Genomic DNA, 24,009 nt, shown 5'->3' on the forward strand with positions numbered 1-24,009 from the left:
TCGCTTACAGCGGCGTTGTTGACTAAATCCCGGGAACCATCTGCCAGTTCGATGATCTGATCTCTCGAACATCAAATTGGGAGGAGGACGATGGGCAAGTCCAAACGCAAGATCACCAACTGGAAACAGTACAACCAAGCATTGGTAAATCGGGGCTCGCTGACTTTCTGGAAGGATGAAGCGGCGATCGATAGCTGGTACTGCAAAGAGCACCATGGTGGTCGGGGCCGAGGGTTTGAGTTCAGTGATACTGCCATCGAAACCGCCTTGATGCTCAAAGGGGTCTTCAAGCTGTCACTCCGAGCTACCGAAGGCTTCATCAACTCGCTATTCGAGTTGATGGATGTTCCGCTGAAATCGCCGGATTACAGCAGTATCAGCAAGCGGGCTAAGACCGTTGAAGTGAAGTACCGTAACCCATGTCGAGGACCCGTTAACCACTTGGTTGTCGATGCCACCGGACTCAAGGTGTACGGTGAGGGCGAATGGAAAACACGTAAGCACGGCAAGGAAAAGCGACGTACGTGGCGCAAACTGCACCTGGCGATTGATGCTGAAACGCACGACGTCGTGGCTGCCGAAGTAAGCTTGGTCAATGTCGCCGACAATGAAGTTCTGCCTACACTGCTTAACCCGCTGCGTCGCCAGATAAAACAGGTTTCTGCCGATGGAGCCTATGACACCAAAGAGTGCCATAAACTACTGCAACGGAAGAAAGCCAAACCCACGATCCCGCCGCGCTCCAACGCTGGGTACTGGGAAGAAGGTCATCCGCGCAACGAGGCCGTCAAAGCATTGAAAGACGGTAACTTCAAAGGTTGGAAAAAGGACAACGATTACCACCAGCGGTCACTTTCCGAAACCGGTGTTGGCCGCTACAAGCAACTCATTAGCCCGAAACTGAGCCTTCGTGATTACGATGCCCAAGTCGGTGAGGCATTGGCTGGCGTGAAGGCGATGAACAAAGTCATAGGACTCGGTATGCCTGTTCGTCAGATGCTCAACTAACCCAGAAAAGCCCTTGGGGTTGGGCTATCCCGAGGTTTAATTGATCAACAACGCCACTCCGAGCGACAACACGGAGCTACAGCGCAGCATGGCTCAATTAATTTCGTGGGGATCCCTCAGACTCTGTCCCTTGAACCACACCGAATCTCGTTCTTGAGATTACAAAATAGTATTTTTTGTGATCTTTATAATTAAAACGCAACAAACAGTGAGCCATCCAAAGGTAAATGATACAGCCTGTACTCAGGGGAGTAGCAGAGCGATACAGTGTGTATCGTCAACTAAGATCTATACAACACCGCCACTTCTTGTTGCCTCGTAATATCTTGTTGTCAGATAGACAACAAGAATAGATTAAAGAGGATAAATAATGAAATTGATGCGATATCACGCTGCAGCCATTGCTGTTGTAGCTGCCTTAAATGTACAGGCTTCAGATAGTTATGAGGCTTTAGGCACATTTAACATTAACCCCTCAGGTAATGCGCCGCTCACTGCTTTGATTAAAAAGTCGGGGCAGCCAGATATTAACAAAGTCACAGTGACCGTCGCAGGTAAGGGTAAAAATGGATTGCCGATTTCTTATGATGTGACGAAAGAGTCATTGCGTCATTATAACGGCGTGCCGGTCTTTGGTCTTTATCCAGATCATAACAACACTGTTACCGTTGACTATATGTCTCAGGGTAAACAGAACCAACAAACATTCAATATGTTTACCCAGCCCATTAATGGTGTTTCGGTCGATGGCTCATATGCTCCTTATGAGTCCGTGAATCCAGTTAAAGTGAAAGAAGGTTTTGAAGACCGACTTTACTGGGTTAATAATATTATCAAGGATAGTGGCGATCAGCATGGATTAGTCAGAAATAAAGGAGGTGCATTCGAGTGGACTTATGCGCCGGTTAACTTTATCACCGATACTCAAGGGGACATACGTTGGTACTTGAAGCACGACAACATCTTTGATACAAGCAATCCGGACAAAGTCGGTGTCCTTCAAGGTGTAAAGCAGACAGCGAGTGGCGACATTATCTTTGCACAGGGACAAAGATACTATCGCATGGACATGTTAGGCAATATGATATATGAGCGTAGACTTCCAGAAGGATACACCGACTTCTCTCATGAAATAAGAGAGTTGGATAATGGAAATATTTTAATACGTGTAGCGAAAAAGGATTACGTTCGACCTGATGGTGATGTGGTTTCTACAGTTCGCGACCACATAATTGAGGTTGACCAACATGGAAAAGTAATCGATGTTTGGGATCTTAACACTATATTAGATCCGCTACGTGACGATCTGTTAAAAGCACTCGACCGCGGCGCAGTCTGTTTAAACGTGGACCTTGATAGTGCAGGACAGACTATGGAGATTGAGCCAGATGCTCCCTACGGTGACTCTCCAGGAATTGGTACTGGTCGAAACTGGGCTCATGTAAACTCTGTCGATTACGACCCAACCGATGACAGCATCGTCCTGTCAGTTCGTCACCAAGGCTCTGTGAAGATAGGCCGAGACAAAGAAGTAAAATGGATTCTATCTCCACGAGCTGGCTGGAAAAACGGACTAGAAGAGAAAGTTCTGACTCCTATTAATGCGAATGGCACTCCAATTCATTGTACAGAGTCAGGACTCTGTGATGGCGATGAGTTCGAGTTTAGCTATATGCAACACACTGCGTGGCTTGCCAAAGAGAAAGGGACTTTACTTGTTTTTGATAATGGTGACGCACGACATCTAGAGCAACCTCCATTTCAAAGTATGAAATACAGCCGTGCTGTTGAATATAAGATTGACATGGAAAACATGACGGTCCAACAGCTTTGGCAATACGGTAAAGAGCGTGGATACGAGTGGTACTCTCCGATTACTTCCTCTGTTAACTATGAGGCGGATAAAGATACCTATTTGATATATGCAGCTTCGGCCGGATTGTTTGAGCCGGAAAAAAAGTGGCCATACTACGTGATGGAAGTTGGGTACGGCACAGACGATGTTAAAGTTGAGTTGGAGATTCACCCTAGCGCGGCCAGAAACATCGGTTATCAAGCAATAAACATAAATGTAGACGTTATGTTCTAACGATCTAGTCAAGGGCATTAATTATGCCCTTGATTTATCATTGTCAGTGCACCAATGAAACGGCTTGCTTGGTGCATCTGCTAGATAGTTTTAGTTTCAATTGCAATCTTGAGTGGATTAATGTGTCTCACTTAACTCTATTAAAAAGCTATAGCTTAAGCTGAGTTTAGCTTGGGTGTTAATATAACAAAAATTCGGACGCGCAAATATAATGAATGAATTTAACAGGCACTATCGCACTATACCTTTATTGTTGATGCCAATATTCTCGGCCACATCCATGGCCTCAGATATTAATATGAACATAAGCGGTAAGATTGGAATCCACAGCCTACTCCAGTCAGGCAAGGACCTGCAAACAAGCACCTACTTATCGTCAATTACTGGTAACGGCAACTACAGCAGCGACTGGGGGAACGTCATTACTACATTTACGGGTGATTACTCTGACTATGCGAATGATGAAAATAAAGTGAATATTCGTGAAGCTTCAATGGTTATCAAGACAAAGAAGTTTGGTTCATTTTATAGCGGCAAAGGTCAGTCAGGCCAATATAATACAATGTATAAATACATTGATGTGCACAACTTCAACTCCTTCCATCCTGACACAAGCTCTCAGTTATTTAGACAGTCCCAATATGGTAATAATGTATTTGCATACATTAGTCCATGGCTGGAAACAGCATATGGAAAGTTCCAAACAAGGGTAAGCGTACCAACACCTTTTAATGAGTCCGGGAACACATTTGATGTTCTAAGTGCGAGGCTACTATATAACCACAACAACTTTATCTTCCGTGTCAATCGTGTTGAGACCTCTAAAGAGGCACTGTCACAAGAGAATAATTATGTCCGTTGGGCATCTGTTGTTGGTCATCAATGGCAGCATTTACATGCTGCCTTTTTGTTTGAATCAGGTAAGCATGACCCCAAAGGTTATGAAGATGTTTTTGGTTTGGCACTTACGGGTCTGTATGAAAACTGGAAACTTGCAATCAGCTTACAATCGGAAAGCAGGAGTGACCAAATTAAGAACAGGAAAATTTCAATAGCAAGTGCAACTTATTATTTTGATGAACATTTTTCTTTGTTCTTAGAGGGAGCAAATTACTCAGAGGCAATTAATAACAATAGTGACAGTAATCTTAGTCTTGGTATTGTTATGAATTTTTAATGCTTTTTATAAGTATATTGTCGCCTCTAATTTTGATTGTCAACCGAAGGAAGTAGGGCCGTACGGTTCGTCGGAGTGAGAAGATGAATGATTATTCGCTGAAAGTGTAACTTTGTCGTTGGTGCGACTATTATTTGTCGTTGCATTAGGATAAGTGGCTAATAATGAACAAGGCACCCAATTGAGAAATGACTGGCATTCAGCCTGGGCTTTGCATTGCCCGCAGAGTCTTACAACTCCAGCTAAAGATTGGCTAGTTATTATAGAAACCGAGATATCAACATGAAAAAAACACTAACTGCACTGTTTACTTTGGTCGTGGCCTTTTCTGCCCATGCCTCCGATTTTAGAGAAGGTGAGCACTACCAAGTATTGAAGCCTGAGCTGCAGTTCGATGCGCCAAAAGAAGTCAGCAAGATTTACTCTGTAAACTGCCCATTCTGCTACAAATACGAAACCGCCGTTGTGCCTAATATGGTGAAGAACCTGCCAGAAGGCGCGGGCTACGACGGTTACCATATCACCACCAAAACCCCACTGGGTTTGGAGAAGTCTCAAGTTCTGGCTGTGGCTCAAGTGATGGGTAATGACAAAGGCTACAAAGCCGCCAAAATGGATTACTACAAGCACTTCCACGACGATAAAGCGCGTTTTGCTGACGGTGCAGAAGCGATCGCATTTGGTCTGAAATCTGCTGGTATCAGCAAAGCCGACTTCGATGCGCAAGTGAACACCCCAGAAGTTGGGCAACTGCTGACCAAATGGGACCAAGGCGTTGAGATCGCGAAGATCCAAGGTATCCCTGCTCTGGTAGTAAACGGCAAGTACCTGATCACCACTGCAAAAATCCGCTCTATGACCATGCTTGATGAGATGGTTGCCGAGCTGATGGCCGCTGAATAAGGAATTCACTGATGGAACTTATTAAGTCCCTGTGGAGCACGTTCAAGGCTGAGCCTGTTCCAACACTGCATCGCTGGGCCGACATGCGCCAGGTATGGCTGGTCATGGCCGGTGCATCTGGCTTTATGATGCTGTGCTCTACCATCTACTTCCAAGGTTGGTTGGCGATGGATCCGTGCGAGAAGTGCGTCTACATCCGTTTGAGCCAAATCTGCATCATCATCGCTGGTCTGTTCTTGGCTATCTCGCCTAAGAATCTGGCGGTGAAGTTGCTGGGTCTGGCATTGGCCTGGTGGGCGATCTTCTATGGTCTGAACCACTCGCTGGACTACATTGCCAGCCACCACACCATGGACGCGCTGGATTCCGGTATGGACTTCTTCGCAGCCGGTGGCGGTGCTAACGCTTGTGCCACTGAGCCTGCTTACCCGTTTGCTCTGGCTCTGCACGAGTGGTGGCCTGGCATGTTCGCTATCACCGGTGTGTGTGGCGAAGATGACTGGAGCTTCTTGGGCGGCACTATGGGTCACTGGCTGGTCTTCACCTACAGCATCAAGATCGCTGTACTGGGTACCGTGACTGCCGGTTGGGCTTCGGGTGCGGCTAAGCTGCGCTCTGCTGCTAAGGCATAAGGAAATAACTTATTTCAATTCAATGAATTAAAGTGCTCCCACTGGGCGTAATGCCGATCATTTAAGGATCGTTTGACCGATCTTTTGATGATGTCAGAATCCGAGTTCTCATTTAGGAACTCGGATTTTTTATGCTTCTCAGTCAGGCTCTCGATACCCTCCATAGCTTCTCCCCCGACAACCTTTCCAACCTTTCCAACCTGTCCGAGTTGCTCGATCCGAAGTTGATCGAAGAGTGTCTGCAGGATACCGGGACGGTTACGCTCAGAAAGTGCGTATACCGGTGAATCCGATCAGTGATTCCGGAGTTATCCGATCACCTCAATGGCGTTCCTAAGCACACTGAATCGACCCGCCTTTCTTAGACGCTCTTTTGATTAGAATGGACTGCCCCCAGTCGTATAGACACCTCCGGTCAAGCCTGAACAGGTCAGTAACTTGCTTGACTAATGTTGTAAATTTTCATCACACAAAGTTTGAGGCAACAACGCTATGCAGGCTTTTGATTTAGTTTTATGCAAACTTATGGTTCAAAAGTGCGGGTAAGTATTTGATGCTTGGTTGTCGTCTATGCAGACTTATGGTTTAAGCGACAAAGTACTTAATTTTCCTGTAAAAAGTAGATTTTGACCACCAAATGGTACAATTGGTGGTACAAAATGCGTGTATCTGCACGGTCACAATCCCCCCTAAAACCACCCAAAGCCCCATACCTGTTTCAGTCCCGTCATGGCGTCTGGTATGCACGTGTAGCCGTACCTAAAGACCTAAGATTATCGGTTGGTAAGACAGAACTTCGTAAGTCTTTAAAGACTCGATGCCACAGTGAAGCGAGTCAATGCTCATGGAATTGGTACGAGAGACTGGATGAGTCTGTGCTGATCCGGTGCGACAACTCACTGTCCACCTGCGCCGACAGCGGATGCAAAAGACCAATCCAAGCCCCACTCATACCACACAGGCTCCACCAACAGCGCCAAAGCTATCTGAAGTCATGGGATCCTTCACTTAGGGGTTTTGTCATAAGGTACCCGTCAATTAGGCAGCAGCGGATAGGAAAACCGTTGTGAAGTGGCTTGGCTACCGGCGTGGTCAGTCAGGCTGGCATGCAACTCTTACTTAGGGATCGGTTTTTACGCGTCAGCGCTGTGGGTTGAGCAGGTGCAAGCGGAGCGACGTTAATTGCTTGAAACCCCGGAGCGGGGGCTTTTTTTTTAAAGGACTCGCGCGGTACACTGGTCGGCTTATTTTCCCGGTTGATGTGAGAAAGTCGGTGGCTGTGCAGTTTACAGAAACGGATGTGCGCAATGGGTTTGAAGCGGGTACCTTTGCCCGCGGCGAACGCTATTTCCAAGAAGGCAACGTGCTGGATCTGCAGGAAGAGGGGCGCAGCGGCCGACGCCTGTGGGGGCTGGTCAGTGGCCGCGGTGACTTGGAATACGATGTGTCCATCGAGTACACGCCGCGCGGCCGCCGTCTGTTTCGGTGCCAATGCTCCTGCCCAGTGGGCCACAACTGCAAGCACGCGGTGGCGGTGCTGCTGATGGCATTGCGTGAAGAAAATGAGAGCGATTGGGAGTACCAGAGCTGGCTCAGTCGCTGGGAGCAGGCGCAAGCGGCGCAGCAGCGGATGGTCAACACGGCGTCCAATGGTGAGCGTATTGCCTTTTCGCTGTCCCCGGTGGAGGGAACCGATCCCTTCACCAGCTTGCTGGTGCAACCGGGGATCCAACGGCCGCTGAAGCGCGGCGGTATGAGCAAATTGACGGCCAAGTCCGCCGTTGCCCTGCTGACGCCCCATTACCGCGAGGCGCTCGACGCCGACGCCAAGACCATTTTGCAATTGCTGCTCAGCAGTACTCAGCCCTATCAGAACAGCAATACCTATCTCTACTCTGAGCTGCATCAGCAGGCGTTGGAGCGCATGCTGGCAAGCCAGCGGGTGTTCTGGCAGCAGGAGGGGCAACCGCTGCGACTGGGCCCGGCCCGTACCTTGGCGCCACAGTGGCATGAGGAGGAGGGTCGGCAGGTGCTGGATCTGCGTTTGCAGGACGGCGGCAGCTGGAGCCTGATCCCTTTTGCTTCGCCTTGGTATGTAGACCATCAGAACTTGTGTGTCGGCCCGCTGGATACGGGGCTCAATACCGCCTTTCTCTATAGCCTGCAGCAGCTACCGGCTTTGCCAGCCGAGGCAGCGCAGCACTTCGGTGAGCAGATCCTAGCGCCGATCCGCCGCGCCGATCTGCCCAGTCCGGTGGCACGGGCGCAGCGTGAGATCAGCACTTTGATGATCCCCCGCTTGCAGATCCGCCGCGACGGGATGGGATGGCGGGCCGAGCTGGGCTATGGCTATGGTGAGATCACCCTGAATCCGGCGCTGCGGGCGCAGCCCGAGCTGCGCCGCTTTGAGCTTGAAGGCCAGAGCCTGTGGCTGGAGCGGGATATTGAAGCCGAGCTGGAAAGCTGGCAGGCGATCGAGCGGATGGGATTGGAAGCGTTGCCCAGTGAGGGGGGGGCGATGCCCTTTGCCTCCTTGGCGTTGCAGCCCAGTGGCGCGCGTCATGGCGCCTTGCTGGGCTTTTGGCGAGCTTTGTGTCGGCAGTGGTATCAAAGCCTGACGGCACTGGGCTGGCAGCTCGATTGGGATCCTCAGTTGCTGCTCGAGCCTATCGAGGTGTTGGCGCTGGATGTGGAGATCGAGGAGCAGGATCACTGGTTTGATCTGGGGCTCGCGGTGGAGCTGCAGGGCGAGCGGATCCCGCTGTTGCCGCTGCTTATCCAATGGTTGCAGCTCAATGATGACTGGGAAACCGCGCGGGCCGATCTGGTGCTCGAGCGTGAGCAGGGCGCACCTTTGAAGATCAGCTATGACAGTCTTAAGCCGGTGCTGCGGTTGTTGTCGGAGTTGGGACAGGGGGACGGTGAAACGCTGAGGCTGGAAAATCATCAGGCCGCGGTGTTGACCCAATTGCCGGAGGTTAACCGCTGGATCGGTGGCAGTCACGTCCAGACACTGGCGCAGAAGCTGAAAGATTTTGATGGGATCCGCCCGGTGGCGGTGCCCGCCGGCCTGCAGGCAACACTGCGGGATTACCAACGGCGTGGGCTGGATTGGCTCGGCTTCCTGCATGAGTACGGCTTTGGTGGTGTGCTGGCGGATGATATGGGGCTGGGGAAAACCATGCAGACCCTGGCCCACTTGCTGCGACTGAAAGCGGCGGGCAGTTTGGCGCAGCCGGCCCTGTTGATCTGCCCCACCAGCTTGGTGGGCAACTGGCAGCGTGAGGCGGCGAGCTTCGCCCCCGAGCTGAGGGTGCTGGTGCTGCATGGCAGTCAGCGCCATGCTCAGTTTGATAGGATCGATGACGCCGATCTGGTGATCACCACCTATCCGCTGATCAGCCGAGATATCGATCAGTTGGAGGCGTGGCGCTTCAGTCTGGCGATCCTCGATGAAGCCCAAACCATCAAGACACCCACCGCCAAGATGACCCTGGCGATCAAGCAGCTCAATGCCGGACAGCGCTTGTGCTTGACGGGAACGCCGATGGAGAATCATCTGGGTGAGCTGTGGTCACTGTTTGATTTTTTGATGCCGGGCTTTCTCGGCACCCTGGCAGAGTTTAACAAGCAGTATCGCCACCCGATCGAGAAGCTCGGCAACCACGAAGCGCGGCAGCGGCTGATGGAGAAGATCCGTCCGTTTTTGCTGCGCCGGACCAAGGATCAGGTGGCCACCGAGCTGCCGGCTAAGACAGAGATCATCCAACGCATCGCCCTGCCCAACGCCCAACGTACCTTGTATGAGGCGGTGCGGGCGATGATGGAGCAGCATATCCGGGAGTTGCTGGCCAGTAAGGGCTTGGCGAAGAGTCGGATCGAGTTTCTCGATGCCCTGCTCAAGCTACGCCAGATCTGCTGTGCTCCGCAGTTGCTTAAGCTGGAGCAGGCGCAGGCGGTGAAGGAGTCGGCCAAGCTGGACTTTCTGATGGAGCAGCTGCCTGAGATGGTGGAGGAGGGGCGACGAGTGCTGATCTTCTCTCAGTTTACCCAGATGTTGGCTTTGATAGAGCAGCGGCTGCAAAGCCATGGCATTGACTACAGCAAGCTGACCGGCCAGACCCGCAAGCGCCAGCAGGCGATCGATGCCTTCCAGGAGGGCGAGGTGCCGGTGTTTTTGATCTCACTGAAAGCCGGGGGAACCGGGCTCAACCTGACCCAGGCTGATACGGTGATCCATGTCGATCCCTGGTGGAATCCGGCGGCGGAAGCCCAGGCGACGGATCGGGCCTATCGCATCGGCCAAGATAAGCCGGTGTTCGTTTATAAGCTGATCTGTGAGCAGACCATCGAGGAGCGGGTGTTGGAGATGCAGCAGCGTAAGCAGGCGCTGGCGGACAGCGTCTATGGCGATCCGGCCTCGCCGCTGGCTTCGTTGGAAAGCGGTGATGAACTGTTGGCGCTGTTTCGCGAGGCATGAGCGCGTTGGGGCGTTGATGTTCATTGTAGGCAGTTTGGCAGTTTGGCAGTTTGGCAGTTTGGCAGTTTGGCAGTTTCGCGCTTTGGAAGAGATGACGCCTTGCGTCACAGATGGTTGTTGGTGTTTTTGGATTTCCCTGTCGGGCGGAGTACGTGGCAGGGGACTCTGGCGGGTTTCGGTGCTCACAGAGCTGTTAGTGCCTGTTGCTGCAGTTGATCCGAGCTCAGTAAAAACATGATGTTACGCAGAATATTGCCAATGCCTTTGTGATCTACGCCACGGCCTAGGGCCGATCCCCTTGGGTAGACTGGGCGCTAAATCCAGTGCGCACAAGGAGTTGGCTATGGGAGCAGCGGTATCGTTGCGAGTCAGGGGGCAGGTACAAGGGGTAGGGTTCCGCCCCTTTGTTTGGCAAGTCGCGTATCAACTCGGGCTGTCCGGTGAGGTGCTTAACGATGCCGAAGGTGTGCTGATCCGCCTGGCGCCGGTCGATCGGCTGGATGCCTTTATGGCTCAGTTTTGGGCGCGGTTGCCGCCGCTGGCCCGGGTGGATGAGGTTGAGTCGACGTCGGAGCGGTGCGATCAGCCCTTACCGTTTCCTTTTACCATCACTCAGTCTCAAGCCGGACGGGCCAACACCTCGGTGGCACCGGATGCGCGGATCTGTGACGCTTGCGCGTCTGAGCTGCGCGCGCCCGCCGATAGGCGCTTTGGCTATCCGTTTATCAACTGCACCCACTGCGGTCCCCGCTTCACCATCATTGAGTCGGTGCCGTACGATCGGCCCGCGACCTCGATGAAGGCCTTTCCTTTATGCCCTCAATGTCAGCAGGAGTATGACGATCCGGCGGATCGACGGTTTCATGCTCAGCCCAATGCCTGCCTCAACTGTGGCCCGAGGATCCGCTGGTGCGGCAGTGATGGCCACGATCTGGCCATCGACGATATGGCGTTGGATGACGCCGTCTTGGCCCTCAAGCGGGGTGAGATCCTGGCCATCAAAGGCTTGGGTGGCTTTCATTTGGCCGTGGATGCCACCAATGCCACGGCGGTGCAGCGACTGCGCCAGCGTAAGCGTCGACTCAGCAAGCCGTTTGCTTTGATGGTGCCAACCCTAGCGTGTGCCCGGCGCTATGTGCAGATCTCAGCGGAGGAAACTGAGCTGTTGCAAGGGTTGGCAGCGCCGATCGTGCTACTGGACCGTCAGCATCAAGGCCGTGCATTGGCGCCGGAGGTGGCGCCGGGCCAGCCCTGCCTCGGCGTGATGTTGCCATCGAATCCGCTGCAACTGCTGTTGATGGCGGCGTTTGCCGGGCCACTGGTGATGACGTCGGGTAACGCCAGCGGCCGTCCCCCCTGCATTGATGATGCGGTCGCCTTGGCGGAGCTGGGGCCTATTGTCGACGGATTTCTGACCCATGATCGGGCCATCGTCAATCGCGCGGATGATTCCATCGCCCGAGTGGTGGATGGTGAGGTTCAGCTACTTCGACGAGCGCGTGGTTATGTGCCGGAGCCGATCCCGTTGCCGCTGGGGCTGGAGCGGGCCGATCAGATCTTGGCGTATGGCGCCGATCTGAAAAACACCTTTGCTTACGTGAAGCAGGGCAAGGTGCTGCTGTCCCAGCATCTGGGCGATCTGGATGATCCGGATCTGTTTCAGGCCTATCAGGACAATATTGCGCTGTTTGGCCGACTGTTTGATGTGCGCCCCACGCATCGGATCTGCGATGCCCATTCGGGCTACCACAGCCATCGCTTGGCACGGCAGGAGGCGACGACCCTGACCGTGCCCCACCATCATGCGCACTTGGCCAGTGGTTTGGTCGACAACGGCTGGCGGCCCGAGGATGGCGACGTGCTGGCGTGGGTGCTCGATGGCACCGGCATGGGGGATGGATCGACCGAGCATGCGCTGTGGGGCGGGGAGTTGTTGCTGGGGGATTATCAGCGTTGTCAGCGCCTGACCGGTTTGCCGGCGGTGGCGCTGCCCGGCGGCGATCTCGCCGCGCGTCAGCCCTGGCGTAATCTGCTGGCCCATCTGGAACGGTTTGCCCCCCATTGGCAGACATTGACGTTGCCGGTGCTGCGTCAACTCGAGAGCAAGCCTTTGCTGATGCTGCGCCAGGCGATCGCGCGCGGCATGCAGTCCCCCCCCGCCTCCAGCAGCGGGCGACTGTTTGATGCCATTGCGGCCTTGCTGGGACTTAACTTTGAGCAGATCCACTTCGAGGGGGAAGCGGCGATGGCACTGGAGGCGCTGGCGGGGCAGATCTCGCCGCGTCATCTGCCGGCGCAGAGCGCGAAACCTGAACCTGAGTTAACGGCATTGTGGCACACCCTACTCGATGGCTTGGCAGCGGGGCGGGAGCCGGCGGATCTGGCCTATCTGTTTCACGCTCAACTGGCTTCGGAGCTGGTGGCCGTTGCGCGCTATCACGCCGAGCAACATGATTGCCGTACCGTGCTTCTCAGTGGCGGGGTGATGCAAAACCGCTTGCTGCAAACCCTGCTGCGCTTGCAGTTGAATGAAGTTGGTTTAACCCCGCTATTTCACCGGCGGATCCCCGCGAATGATGGCGGTATCGCCGTGGGACAGGCAGCGATCGCTGCCGCCAGATTGCGACACGTTTGTTATCAGAGTTGAGGTTTGTTGAATGTAAGTGTTTGGCTTGTTTGATGTGAATCAAGTTGTGTGATTGCGCAGGGTGATCTAGCTCACGCGGCGGGGCACTTTAAACGCATTACTATCCATTTTAAGCAGCTCCGACCTGCAGGGTTACGGCTGCGTTGATATTGCCATTGGTTCGATGGACTTGAGGATTAAGAGATGAAAACAGGCTTTATCGCTTTGATCGTGGTGCCGCCGAAAGGGAAGACGGCACACGCCATTCATTCAGTAATGCGACTGCCGGAGGCGCTCAAATGAATAAATACGATGCCTTGATGGCGCGTTGTCGCACGCGTTTGGATGAGTTGGCTGCGCAAGCGCCGCTTAAGCAAGTGTCACTGCAAGACAGCATGGAAGCGCAAGGGGTTTCCCGTCGTGACTTCATGAAATGGAGTGCGACCACCGCTGCGGTGCTGTCGTTGCCGATGTCGTTTGCGCCTATGGTCGCCAAGGCGGCGGAAGTGGCCAACCGGATCCCGCTTATCTGGCTGCATATGGCCGAATGCACCGGTTGCTCTGAGTCGCTCATTCGCGCCGATACGCCCACCGTCGATACCCTGATCTTCGATCACATCTCGCTGGAGTACCACGAGACGCTGATGGCCGCATCCGGTTGGCAGGCGGAAGAGAATCTAGAGCACGCCTTGGAGGCCTACAAAGGGCAATACCTGTTGGCCGTGGAAGGGGCGATCCCAACCGCCAACAACGGTGCGTTCCTGACCGTCGGTTGTAAAGGCCACACCGGCATGCAGATCATCGAAGAGTGCGCCGACGGCGCCGCGGCCATCATCTCGGTCGGCACCTGTGCCGCGTTTGGTGGGGTTCAGGCGGCCAAGCCGAACCCGACTGAAGCCAAAGGCGTGATGGAGGTGATCAACAAGCCGGTGGTCAATCTCGGTGGCTGCCCACCGTCAGAGAAGAACATCGTCGGTACCCTGATGTACTTCATCATGTTCGGCAAATTGCCACCGCTGGATATGTTCAACCGTCCACGTTGGGCCTATGGCGCGCGGGTACACGACAACTGTGAACGTCGCGGTCGTTTCGATGCCGGTGAGTTTGTCGAAACCTTTGGCGATCAAGGCGCGAAGGATGGCTACTGCCTGTACAAGGTAGGTTGTAAAGGGCCGTATACCTACAACAATTGCCCCACCGAGCGCTTCAACCATCACACCAGCTGGCCGGTTCTGGCGGGTCACGGCTGCATTGGCTGCTCAGAGCCGCACTTCTGGGACACCATGGCGGACTTTGAGAAGCCACTGGGACGCCGCGAGATCCACAGTCTGGATAAGACCGCCGATGCCATCGGCGCCGCGGTGCTCGGCGTTACCGCCGTTGGGATCGGTGCCCATGCCGTTGCCACTGTGTTCACTAAAAATAAAGAAAAAGCCGAGGATGAAGCATGAGTAAGCGTGTTGTTGTTGATCCTATTACCCGGATCGAGGGCCACTTGCGGGTCGAAGTGGAAGTGGATGAGAACAATGTGATCACCGATGCTTGGTCCTCCTCGACCTTGTGGCGTGGCATTGAGACCATCATGAAGGGTCGCAGTCCTATGGATGCCGGTTTGCTGGTGCAGCGGATCTGCGGGGTGTGTACCTTTTCTCACTACCGTGCCGGTATTGAGGCGGTTGAAAACGCGCTGGATGTGAAGATCCCTTACAACGCCGAGTTGTTGCGTTCTTTGATGCAGTCCTCCTTGTACATGCACGATCACGTGGTGCACTTCTACCACCTGCACGCGCTGGATTGGGTGGATGTGGTATCGGCGTTAAGTGCTGATCCCGCGGCGGCGGCGCAGGAAGCGATGCGCTGGACCGATAAGCCGATCGCTGCCGGTGAAGGCGACTTGCGCGCGGTACAGGAGCGGGTGGCTAAATTGGTTGCTTCCGGCAAGCTGGGGCCGTTTGCCAATGCTTACTGGGGCAACGGCACCTACAAGTTGACCCCGGAGCAGAACCTGATCGCGGTCTCCCACTACCTCAAGGCACTGGAAGTGCAGCGAGTGGCGGCGGAGATGCTGGCCATCTTCGGTGGTAAGCAACCACACCCGCAGTCGCTGGTGGTGGGCGGGGTAACCTGTGTGCGTGATGCACTTAGCCCTGCTCGTCTGCAGGAGTGGAAACAGAAGCATGGCGAGGTCGCCGACTTCATCAACCGTGCCTATCTGCCGGATGTGCTGATGGCCGCAGCCCAATTTAAGACCGAAGGTTCGGTACTCAAGGGCGTGGGCGTCAACAGCTTCCTGGCTTGTCAGGATTTCGCCATCGGTCGCGGCCAGTACCTGTTCGAAGGCGGCGTGATCATGAAAGGCGATCTAGCCGGTGTGTCTGAGATCGATCATACCCTGATCAAAGAGGACGTCACCCACGCCTGGTACAAGGATGGCGACGCCAAGCACCCCTATGACGGCGTCACTGAGCCGAACTACACAGGCTTTACCAAGCGTGACACCGTTTATGGTGAGCTGCCAACCGTCGATGGCGATGGCAAGTACACTTGGGTGAAATCGCCGCGCTACGACGGTGAGCCGGTGGAAGTGGGGCCGTTGGCCTGTTTGCTGGTGAACTACGCCAAGGGCAACAGCCGCGTGGTGCAGGCGGTGGATGGTCTGTTGGCCGCCACGGGTCTGCCGATCGAAGCGCTGTTCACCACCTTGGGCCGCACCGCGGCACGTCTGCTGCAGACTACTTTGGTGACCGAAGCGGCGCTGGAAACCTTCGATGCGCTGGTGGACAACATCCTGGTGGACGAGGAGACCTACGTCGATCCGGGCATGAAGGACAGCGAGGAGTACGTTGGTCACTCGATGGTTGAAGCACCCCGCGGCATGCTGTCGCACTGGGTCCGCATCAAAGGCGGCAAGGTCGAGAATTACCAGGCCGTGGTGCCGACGACCTGGAACTCCGGACCGATGGACGCCAATGGTAAGAAAGGGCCGTATGAGCTCTCTCTGATCGGCATGAAGCTGGAAGATCCGGCCAAGCCGCTGGAGATCATCCGCGTGATCCACTCTTTCGATCCTTGTATGGCCTGTGCGGTGCATGTAATGGATTACAAAGGGACGGATCTGGGCCAATTCCAAGTGGGTACCGCCTAAGGAGTGGGTATGTCAGCGAGTAAGTTGTACACCCGGGATAAAGTCTTTGGCCCTGCGGTCATGTGGGGACACTGGCTGCGTGCCTTCAGTATCTTCATCTTGATCGGCACCGGCTTCTACATCGCCTGGCCGTTTCTGATGCCGTACGGTGGCAGCGACAACCTGCAACAGGGCTGGGTGCGCTTTGCCCACCTGGTGGCCGGGTTTGTGCTGTGTGCTGTGACTGTGTACCGGGCCTATCTGTTCTGCTTTAGCCGCAATGACGTTGAGCGCCGCTCCATTGGCGATGTGATCAGCCCCAATAGCTGGATCATCAATCTCAAGTCCTACCTCTTTATGGGGGAGAAGCTGCATAAGAAGGGGATCTACGGTCCGCTGCAATTTGTCGCCTACCTGGCGGTGAGCCTGGCTGCCGTGTTCATGTGTGTGACCGGACTGGTGCTGCACGCCAACGTTTATCACGACGGCTTGGGTGGGGCTCTTTACCCACTGGCAGAGTGGTTTACGGCACTGTTTGGCGGCCTGGCACCGGTGCGGGAATGGCACCATATCGGCACCTGGGTATTCATCATCTTCCTGCCTGTTCATATCTACATGGCGGTATTTAGCGCCGTGCGACTGGGCAGCTCGATGGACACCATCATCTCAGGTTACGACACCCATAAAGCCGACACAGAAGAGAAGTAATGCCAGAAAATATCCTGATCCTTGGGATAGGCAATGTCTTGTACGCCGATGAAGGGATCGGCGTACACTTTGCCCACTATTTCCAAAATAAGTATCGGATCGACGGGCCGGTTAACGTGGATTTCGCCGATGGCGGCACGTTAGCCCATGCCCTGATCCCGATGATCACTCAGTACGATCAAGTGGTGGTGCTCGATACCATTCACTCGACCCAAGGGCAGCACGGCGATGTCTATTTCTTTGACTTCGATCTCGTGCCCCACCATATCGATTTCCAGGGCAGCGCCCACGAAGTGGAGATGTTGCACACGCTGACCATGATGGACATGGTCGGTGACCGACCCCAAACCTTTATTCTCGGTGTGATCCCCGAGGTGCTTGAATCGATGAGCTTTGCGTTGACCGACAAGGTGCAGCAGGCGGTGCCGCTGATGGAGCAGGCATTGCTGAAACATTTACGCAGTCTAGGCCTGGACTGCATCGAGCTGGCGCAGCCGGACATTAACGAGATCGCCGCGCGCTCTTGTCACTTTGGATCCGACGAGGGACAGCATGAAGCTACGCTTTAGTTTCCACACTGAGCAGGCGGTGCCGATCTACGCGCGCCTGTGTAATCAGATCTTGCAGCACCCTCTGGTGAAAACCATCGGTCGTACCGAGCAGGGCTACGCCATCGAGGCTGAGGGCGATGAGGCCGAGCTGTCGGCGCTGGCGGAGCTGATAGGCAAGACCTTCCCGCTCTCCTGCTGGCTGACGCACAGCGAGACGGAGGCGATCGAGCAGTTCGATGGTGAGGCTCAGCCGTTGGCGGAGTCACGACTGGAGATGACCTACTGTCGTCACTGCCGGGATCTGCCAAGCCACAGTTGCCGCCATTGCGACAGCGTGAGTGACGGCCACTGGCTGGCAGAGCATGCCACGCTGGAGCGTTGGGTGCAGCGTCATCTTGATGCGCTGTTGCTCGACGGACGCACCGAATTTGATTGTCGCCACGGCCATCGGGAGTTGCTCTTGCTGGAGTACGTGACGCCCGCTGACGAGGCCTTGCTGTTCTGTCAGCCTCAAGCCTTGGCGGACGCCCTGCATATAGGCCGCATCGGCCAGTTGGCACTGAGTGGCCTGGAAAAACCGCAGTTGCGACTGGTGCCGCGCTATGAATTCGTGGTGGCCCATAACCTGCCTCGGGCGCTTTATCAGGTTCAGCTGGCGGATGAACGCCTGACGCTGGCGCTGTGTGACGCGCTGGCCGCGCGGGGGATCTGCGCCGTTGCGATCCGCTCCCGCTTTGTCCCGCTGCAGCTGAGCCATTGTGATCAAACCCCGATCGCCTTGTCGCAACCGGGCGTGCAAAGCCTGATCACCCATCCACCGCGGCAACAGCGCAGCTGCTATCGGGGGATCGAAGCGCGCTGGGATGGGGAAAAGATCGCGTTTTCACCCACCACCCAGGCAGATACGGCGTTGCCGTTAGCGGCGGCAGCGGCCCTGGAAGGGGTACGCCGTCAGGATCGCGTGCCCAAGCGCAGCGCTGTGCTCTATCTGAGTAAGCGGCATGATTCCGGACTGTTATATCGCAGTGATAGCGGTCAGTACCGCTGGTTGGTCCGCCTGCCCGAGATCAAACGCTCGGTGCGGCAGTGCCTTAATGATATCGAGGCGCGTAACGAGTCATCAGCCCGTTTAATGCAGCGATGCCGCAGTGCGTTTGGCGACAGCTTGGCGCGGGCTGAGCGCAGTGAGCTGATCGTGGGTGGCAGCGTCAGTGATGCCATGGCGATGGCAGCCTGGTTGCTGGAGCTGGAGATCCCAACGTCGGATGACGATCAGGCAATGGCTGCAGAGGCACTGATCGCCAGTGCACTGCAGCACGACAGTCCGGTTGCTCCTCGTATTGACGCCGAGCTAGCGGGTGGTGACGGCGCACTCGAATTGCAGTGGCTGCGGGCCTTCCAATCCTGCCTGAGCTATCGCTTAGCGGGTACCGAGAGCGCCTCGGCACTGGCCTACGGGTTTATCGATTCTTTCTGTGACTTTGTTGCCACCTGGGTTGAGCAGCTTGATGCTGACTACGGCTTGGATGAGGTGATCTTGGCAGGGGATGAATTTGAAAATCCGGTGTTGCTCGATAGGTTGTTCAGCCGACTCGATCGCAACGTTAAGATCCGCCTGCCCAGCCCGCTGGATCTCGCCGGTGCGACACTGGCAATGGGCGGTTTGTTTGTTGATCCGGCCGATCTGGCGGAGATCAAGGGGCAGGCCGCGGCGGCTGCTGAGCCCGCTTAAGGAGGCGTTGTCATGTGTTTTGCCGTACCCTCCAAGGTGTTGTCGCTGGAGCCAGAGACGGATATCGCCGAAGTCGACACGCTGGGGCGAACCCGGCATACCTCGGTGCACCTGCTGCCAGAGATCAAGGTCGGGGACTATGTCCTGATCTCACATGGCTTTGCCATGGAGATCATCGACGAGGCGCGGGCGCTGGATAGCCTGCAACTGTACCGTGAGATCGTCGAGAAGATGGAAGCGGGCACGATCTAACCGAGAGTGGCTGCCCGGGCGATAACGCTTGGGCAGGAGCTGACGCCAAGCAGCGGCAAGTGGGGAGCATTCCCGGCTTGCCGCTTTGTTGTTTTTACTGTCCTCTTAGCTGGAACTGACCTTTCTTCTGAGCAGGAAATGGGGTAGAACAGAAACACACTGGCCATACCAGTACCCACTTCACTGAAAAGAGACGATCCATGGACGCTGATCTGATCCTAGCCTCACCGCTTAAACTCAATGAATCACTCGCCATCAAGAACCGCTTCTTTAAGTCGGCCATGAGCGAACAGCTCGGCGATCGGCACCATGATCCGACTCCGCAACTGGCTCAGCTGTATCGGCTCTGGAGCGAAGGCGGCGTGGGGATCTCGGTGACTGGCAATGTGATGGTGGATCGCACCGCGCTGGGCGAGCCGGGCAATGTGGTGCTGGACAAGCACAGCGATCTGGCCCGTTTTCGCCAATGGGCGGAGCAGGGCAGCGGTCATGACACCCAGCTGTGGATGCAGCTGAATCATCCCGGCAAGCAGATCCCCGCAATGTTATGCAAAGAGCCGCTCGCTCCCTCCGCGATCCCGCTCGGGCGTGGCCTGGAAAGCAATTTTAATACGCCTAAGGCGATGACCGAGGCGCAGATCCTCGCCACCATCGATGCCTTTGCCTATGCGGCGAAGCAGGCCAAAGCGTGCGGTTTTGATGGGGTTCAGATCCATGCGGCGCACGGTTACCTGATCAGCCAATTCCTGTCGCCTCGGCATAATCAGCGCAGCGATCAATGGGGCGGCAGCAGTGAGGCGCGGCAACGCTTTGTGCTCGAGGTTTTCGGAGCGATCCGCCAGGCCGTTGGCCCGACATTCCCGGTGGGCATTAAGTTGAACTCGGCGGATTTCATGAAGGATGGCTTTAGCCAGGCGGAGTCGATGGCGGTGGTGGAAGCCTTGGCCGAGGCCGGGGTGGATCTGATCGAGATCTCCGGCGGCACCTATGAGTCGCCCAGTATGGTGGGCGCCGGGGTTAAGGCATCCACCCTGAAACGCGAAGCGTATTTCCTGGAGTATGCCGAGCTGCTGCGTCAGCGGATAGACACCCCGCTGGTGGTCACCGGTGGCTTTCGCTCCACCAAGGCGATGGAGCAAGCCGTTGCCGATAAGGTGACGGACATGGTGGGGGTGGCGCGCTCGATGGCGTTGATCCCAGATCTGCCGACGCGGGCGTTGGCGGATCCGGCTTTTGTCGCTGATGTGACCCGTCGAACCACAGGATTTAAAGCGCTGGATCGGGCTGCCATGCTCGATATTACCTGGTATGAGGCCCAGCTTAGGCGGATGGCTCAAGGGAAGTCGCCCAAGCCACGTTTGTCGGCTTGGGGGGTGTTAGTCGAGATCTTCATAGCCTTAGGGACACACGCTTTTATCAAGCGCAGGGCCTAAGCACTCAAGCGGCGAAGCCTGCGATGATGGGCGTCGCCTGTCAGGCTGCGTCGAACCTTCTTCACTATTATTGCGCGCGCCCCACTTGATGCTGGGGTGCTCGGCGCCTTTCTCATCGGCTGCGCTGCATCCCGGTTTTGGGCACGGCCTCCACATAGGCGCCGCTCCTCATTTCGCTCAGAGTTAGCCTGCTCCTGCCCCGGTTTATCGCCCAAACGTCATGCCTGGGAACACGCCATTGCAGCGCGTAGCGGGAGAAACCCGCGCTGGCGCGCCATATGCGGCCTCACGATCGGGGCACACCTCTTGTGCTGCTCACTGCTCACTGCTCACTGCTCACTGCTCACTGCTCACTGCTCACTGCTCACTGCTCACTGCTCACTGCTCACTGCTCACTGCTCACTGCTCACTGCTCACTGCTCACTGCTCACTGCTCACTGCTCACTGCTCACTGCTCACTGCTCACTGCTCACTGCTCACTGCTCACTGCTCANCCTATGTTGTGGATTTTGTAGCAACCACGTTGCGAATGATAATGAGATCGATTATTATTTCGTTGTTTTTAAGGGGGGCCAAAAATGAACAAATGGATTGAGTGGCGCATGGCGGGCGTCAAGGTGAGCCCCGCGGCTTTGCTGATCGCGGGTATGGGGCTGCCAGCGGCAGCCCAAACCTCGATGGCGGCACTGGAAGCGCAGTTACAACGCCAGCAAGCCGAGTTGGCAGCGCTGCAGGACGAGCTCGCGGCGTTGCGTCCGTCCGATGGGAAACAAGACAGTGACCAAAGCGTGACGGCGTTGCCCGCGACGCAATCGGACATGGGGTTTTCGTTTGCCTCGTATGGCAGCGTGGCGTGGCACAACGCGGTTATTTACCACAATACGCAGGATCTGACGGGAGAGCGGCGTGATCGGGCCGATCTGGAGCGCGTGGTGACCGAATTTGGCTATCGTTTTGACGCGCATTGGTCGGTTGAAGTGGAGATCGAATACGAGCACGGCGGTACAGGCGCTGCGCTGGAATACGACGGCTTCGAGGAGTTTGGCGAGTTTGAGTCTGAGATCGAGGCGGGTGGTGAGATCATCATCGAAAAGGCCCAGATCGAATATCAGCCAAACCCGTTGTTTGGGGTTAGAGCGGGGCGCATTCATGTGCCCATCGGCATGACCACTGCACTGCATAAGCCCACCGAGTATCTGACGGCACAGCGCCATCGCTCGATTGAGTCGTTGATCCCGGCGGTTTGGCATGAAACCGGTGTCGGCGTGTTTGGTCAGTGGCGCAGCCTGCACTACCAGGCGCAACTGGTGACAGGGTTGAACTCCGAATATTTCCGTAGCTATGGCTGGGTGAGTACGGGTCATCAGCGTCGGTTTGAGACCGTCAACGCCGATCAACTGGCCACGGTGTTGCGGCTGGACTGGGGCGACATCAAGCAGGGCAGCGCCGTGGGCGTGTCCTATTACGTCGGGGATACCAGCGGCAATCGGCATAAAACCAACAAGCTGGATGTGGATGGTCGGGTGCAGATCTGGGATCTGCACGCGGCCTTTGTCGAGGGGCCCTGGACGCTGCGGGCCCAATACCTGTATGGCCAGCTCGACGATGCGGATGCGATCACTCTGGCCAACAAATCCACGCCAGGTTTGGACCCGGGCAACTTTGCCCAACTCGGCAGTGAGTCTGAGGCCTGGTTTGTCGAGGCGGGCGTCGATCTGGCGCCGTGGTTGGGTTGGTCGTCGCCGCTGATCGCCTTTGCCAATATTGAGCACGGCGATCCGCTGAAGCAGGTTGAAAGTGGCAGTGGCACCGCGCGATTTGAGCGGGATTGGCTCAGCGCAGGATTCAATTATCTGCCGTTGGCACAGCTGGTGTTTAAGGCCGAATTTGGCCGCGAGTCGGTAGCCCAGAGCAACATTCCAGACAGCAACTTTCTCAGTTTGAGCCTCGGCTATCAATTTGAACTTTAAGTGCTTCATCTTCATGTTAAGGAAAACCAACAATGAATATCCCCTTCTCTTCGTTCTCTCCTATTGCGCTGGCGTTGACCGCAGCGATCTCCCTGGCCGCGTGCGGCGGCAGCAGCGGCGGTGACGGCAACGACACACTCGAGCCGCCGACGGGCTTTGATTTTGATGCCAGCCTGTTGATCGACAATCTGACCGACGACGTGATCGTCGCAGGCTATCAACAGCTGGCCGCTGGGATGGAGGCGTTGCATCTGGCGGCGGACAACCTGCGTAACGATCCCACTCAGGCCAATCTGGTGGCGGCGCAGGACGCGTGGAAAGCGGCGCGGCGCTATTGGGAGCAGGGTGAGGCCCATATCTTCGGCCCGATCGACGCACTCAGTATTGATCCCCACCTAGATAGCTGGCCGCTGAACACCACAGATCTGCAGGCACAACTGGCGACCAACGACAGCTTTGACGCCGACAGCATCAAGACCTGGAATGACGATGTGCAGGGCTTTCATACCATGGAGTTCTTGCTGTTCGGCGACGGCATTGCCGATAACGACAAGGCGATCGAGGCGATGAGTGGCGCCGAGCTGGCGTATCTGGTGGCCTTGGCGCAAGTGGCGGTCGACTACTCCGGCGAGCTGGAGCAGGCCTGGACCGTGAGCTACAACGGCGGCGAGGCGTATGGCGCGGCCTTGAAGGACTCGGGTAACGCCTATTATGGCTCCGATCTGGCGGTGATCGAGGAGCTGGTGCAGGGCTTGATCGGCATTGTTGATGAGGTGGGTAACGGCAAGATCGCCGATCCATTTGGCGCCAGCCTGGCTCAGGCCGATACCTCTCTGGTGGAGTCTCAGTACAGCTGGAACTCGCTGCAGGATTTCTCCGATAACATCGTGGGTGTGCAGAACATCTACCGGGGTGAGTTGAGTGGTGCCAGTGACAAGGTGGGGCTGAACGATTGGGTGCGGGCCGGTGATGAGGCATTGGCGGATCGTCTCGACGCGGAGATCCAAACGGCCATTGATGCCATCTTGGCGATCGGTGGGACGCAAGCGCTGCCCTTCCGTCAGGCGATCTTGGATCAACAAGGTCGCGTTCGGGTGCAGTCCGCGGTGGATGCCTTGGCGGCTCTGCAAACCCGTTTGGAGAGTGAAGTCATTCCATTGCTCAGTGACTGGAATAACTGAGCATTGCTGGTCGAGGGGCCCTTCGTCCGAGGGGCTTCCTTGCGCGCTAAGTCGTGGTGAGCGGTGCAGCTTGCGCGGTGCTGTTTGAGCTGCGCGAAAGCATCGCGCCACCCCATGAAGTGAGTATGAGTATGAAACCTAGT

General features: G+C 55.7%; 18 protein-coding genes. All 18 read left to right on the plus strand.

The genetic code is table 11. The annotated features are described in order from the left end of the window. The first annotated feature begins 90 nt into the window (after positions 1-90). The 18 genes from ABEA08_RS03085 to ABEA08_RS03165 all read left to right on the plus strand — a co-directional run bounded on the left by ABEA08_RS03085 (position 91) and on the right by ABEA08_RS03165 (position 23,866). Positions 91-1,008: an IS5 family transposase gene (locus ABEA08_RS03085; protein ID WP_345333199.1), complete on the plus strand. Its 918-nt coding sequence runs from the start codon at positions 91-93 to the stop codon at positions 1,006-1,008. A 370-nt stretch (positions 1,009-1,378) separates the two neighbouring features. Continuing rightward, positions 1,379-3,097, plus strand: a complete 1,719-nt coding sequence (locus ABEA08_RS03090) for an aryl-sulfate sulfotransferase (protein WP_345333201.1) — start codon at positions 1,379-1,381, stop codon at positions 3,095-3,097. A gap of 211 nt (positions 3,098-3,308) precedes the next feature. Next, the gene (locus tag ABEA08_RS03095; RefSeq protein WP_345333203.1) at positions 3,309-4,274 is read left to right on the plus strand and encodes a hypothetical protein; all 966 of its coding nucleotides are present in this window, start codon (positions 3,309-3,311) and stop codon (positions 4,272-4,274) included. A gap of 282 nt (positions 4,275-4,556) precedes the next feature. Continuing rightward, positions 4,557-5,177, plus strand: a complete 621-nt coding sequence (locus ABEA08_RS03100) for a thiol:disulfide interchange protein DsbA/DsbL (RefSeq protein WP_345333205.1) — start codon at positions 4,557-4,559, stop codon at positions 5,175-5,177. Positions 5,178-5,188: 11 nt separating this feature from the next. Next, complete coding sequence (locus ABEA08_RS03105) at positions 5,189-5,809, plus strand: disulfide bond formation protein B (RefSeq protein ID WP_345333207.1); 621 nt, start codon at positions 5,189-5,191, stop codon at positions 5,807-5,809. Between the two features lie 131 nt (positions 5,810-5,940). Further along, complete coding sequence (locus tag ABEA08_RS03110) at positions 5,941-6,096, plus strand: hypothetical protein (RefSeq protein WP_345333209.1); 156 nt, start codon at positions 5,941-5,943, stop codon at positions 6,094-6,096. A 372-nt stretch (positions 6,097-6,468) separates the two neighbouring features. Then, a complete protein-coding gene (locus tag ABEA08_RS21985) occupies positions 6,469-6,879 on the plus strand; it encodes a DUF6538 domain-containing protein (protein ID WP_425557320.1) in 411 nt (136 codons plus the stop codon). Between the two features lie 209 nt (positions 6,880-7,088). Beyond that, a complete protein-coding gene (locus tag ABEA08_RS03115; protein ID WP_345333211.1) occupies positions 7,089-10,289 on the plus strand; it encodes a DEAD/DEAH box helicase in 3,201 nt (1,066 codons plus the stop codon). A gap of 343 nt (positions 10,290-10,632) precedes the next feature. Continuing rightward, on the plus strand, positions 10,633-12,936 hold the full coding sequence (gene hypF / locus ABEA08_RS03120; protein ID WP_345333213.1) for a carbamoyltransferase HypF: 2,304 nt from the start codon (positions 10,633-10,635) through the stop codon (positions 12,934-12,936). 278 nt (positions 12,937-13,214) lie between these two features. Then, positions 13,215-14,366, plus strand: a complete 1,152-nt coding sequence (locus tag ABEA08_RS03125; RefSeq protein WP_345333215.1) for a hydrogenase small subunit — start codon at positions 13,215-13,217, stop codon at positions 14,364-14,366. Beyond that, positions 14,363-16,060 carry a nickel-dependent hydrogenase large subunit gene (locus ABEA08_RS03130; RefSeq protein WP_345333216.1) on the plus strand — a complete coding sequence of 566 codons (1,698 nt, stop codon included), beginning with the start codon at positions 14,363-14,365 and terminating at the stop codon, positions 16,058-16,060. The genes ABEA08_RS03125 and ABEA08_RS03130 overlap by 4 nt, the downstream gene beginning before the upstream one ends. A gap of 9 nt (positions 16,061-16,069) precedes the next feature. Further along, a complete protein-coding gene (cybH, locus tag ABEA08_RS03135; protein ID WP_345333217.1) occupies positions 16,070-16,747 on the plus strand; it encodes a Ni/Fe-hydrogenase, b-type cytochrome subunit in 678 nt (225 codons plus the stop codon). Continuing rightward, a complete protein-coding gene (locus tag ABEA08_RS03140; RefSeq protein ID WP_345333219.1) occupies positions 16,747-17,316 on the plus strand; it encodes a HyaD/HybD family hydrogenase maturation endopeptidase in 570 nt (189 codons plus the stop codon). The genes cybH and ABEA08_RS03140 overlap by 1 nt, the downstream gene beginning before the upstream one ends. Then, positions 17,300-19,030: a Kae1-like domain-containing protein gene (locus tag ABEA08_RS03145; protein ID WP_345333221.1), complete on the plus strand. Its 1,731-nt coding sequence runs from the start codon at positions 17,300-17,302 to the stop codon at positions 19,028-19,030. The genes ABEA08_RS03140 and ABEA08_RS03145 overlap by 17 nt, the downstream gene beginning before the upstream one ends. Before the next feature lie 12 nt (positions 19,031-19,042). Beyond that, on the plus strand, positions 19,043-19,282 hold the full coding sequence (locus ABEA08_RS03150; protein ID WP_345333223.1) for a HypC/HybG/HupF family hydrogenase formation chaperone: 240 nt from the start codon (positions 19,043-19,045) through the stop codon (positions 19,280-19,282). A gap of 200 nt (positions 19,283-19,482) precedes the next feature. Beyond that, positions 19,483-20,715 (plus strand): NADH:flavin oxidoreductase/NADH oxidase family protein, encoded by a 1,233-nt coding sequence (locus tag ABEA08_RS03155; protein ID WP_345333224.1) that lies wholly within the window; start codon positions 19,483-19,485, stop codon positions 20,713-20,715. 578 nt (positions 20,716-21,293) lie between these two features. Next, the gene (locus ABEA08_RS03160) at positions 21,294-22,685 is read left to right on the plus strand and encodes a hypothetical protein (protein ID WP_345333225.1); all 1,392 of its coding nucleotides are present in this window, start codon (positions 21,294-21,296) and stop codon (positions 22,683-22,685) included. 32 nt (positions 22,686-22,717) lie between these two features. Next, on the plus strand, positions 22,718-23,866 hold the full coding sequence (locus ABEA08_RS03165; protein ID WP_345333227.1) for an imelysin family protein: 1,149 nt from the start codon (positions 22,718-22,720) through the stop codon (positions 23,864-23,866). The last annotated feature ends 143 nt before the right edge of the window (positions 23,867-24,009 follow it).

Source organism: Ferrimonas pelagia, from assembly GCF_039543565.1.
GTDB lineage: Bacteria > Pseudomonadota > Gammaproteobacteria > Enterobacterales > Shewanellaceae > Ferrimonas > Ferrimonas pelagia.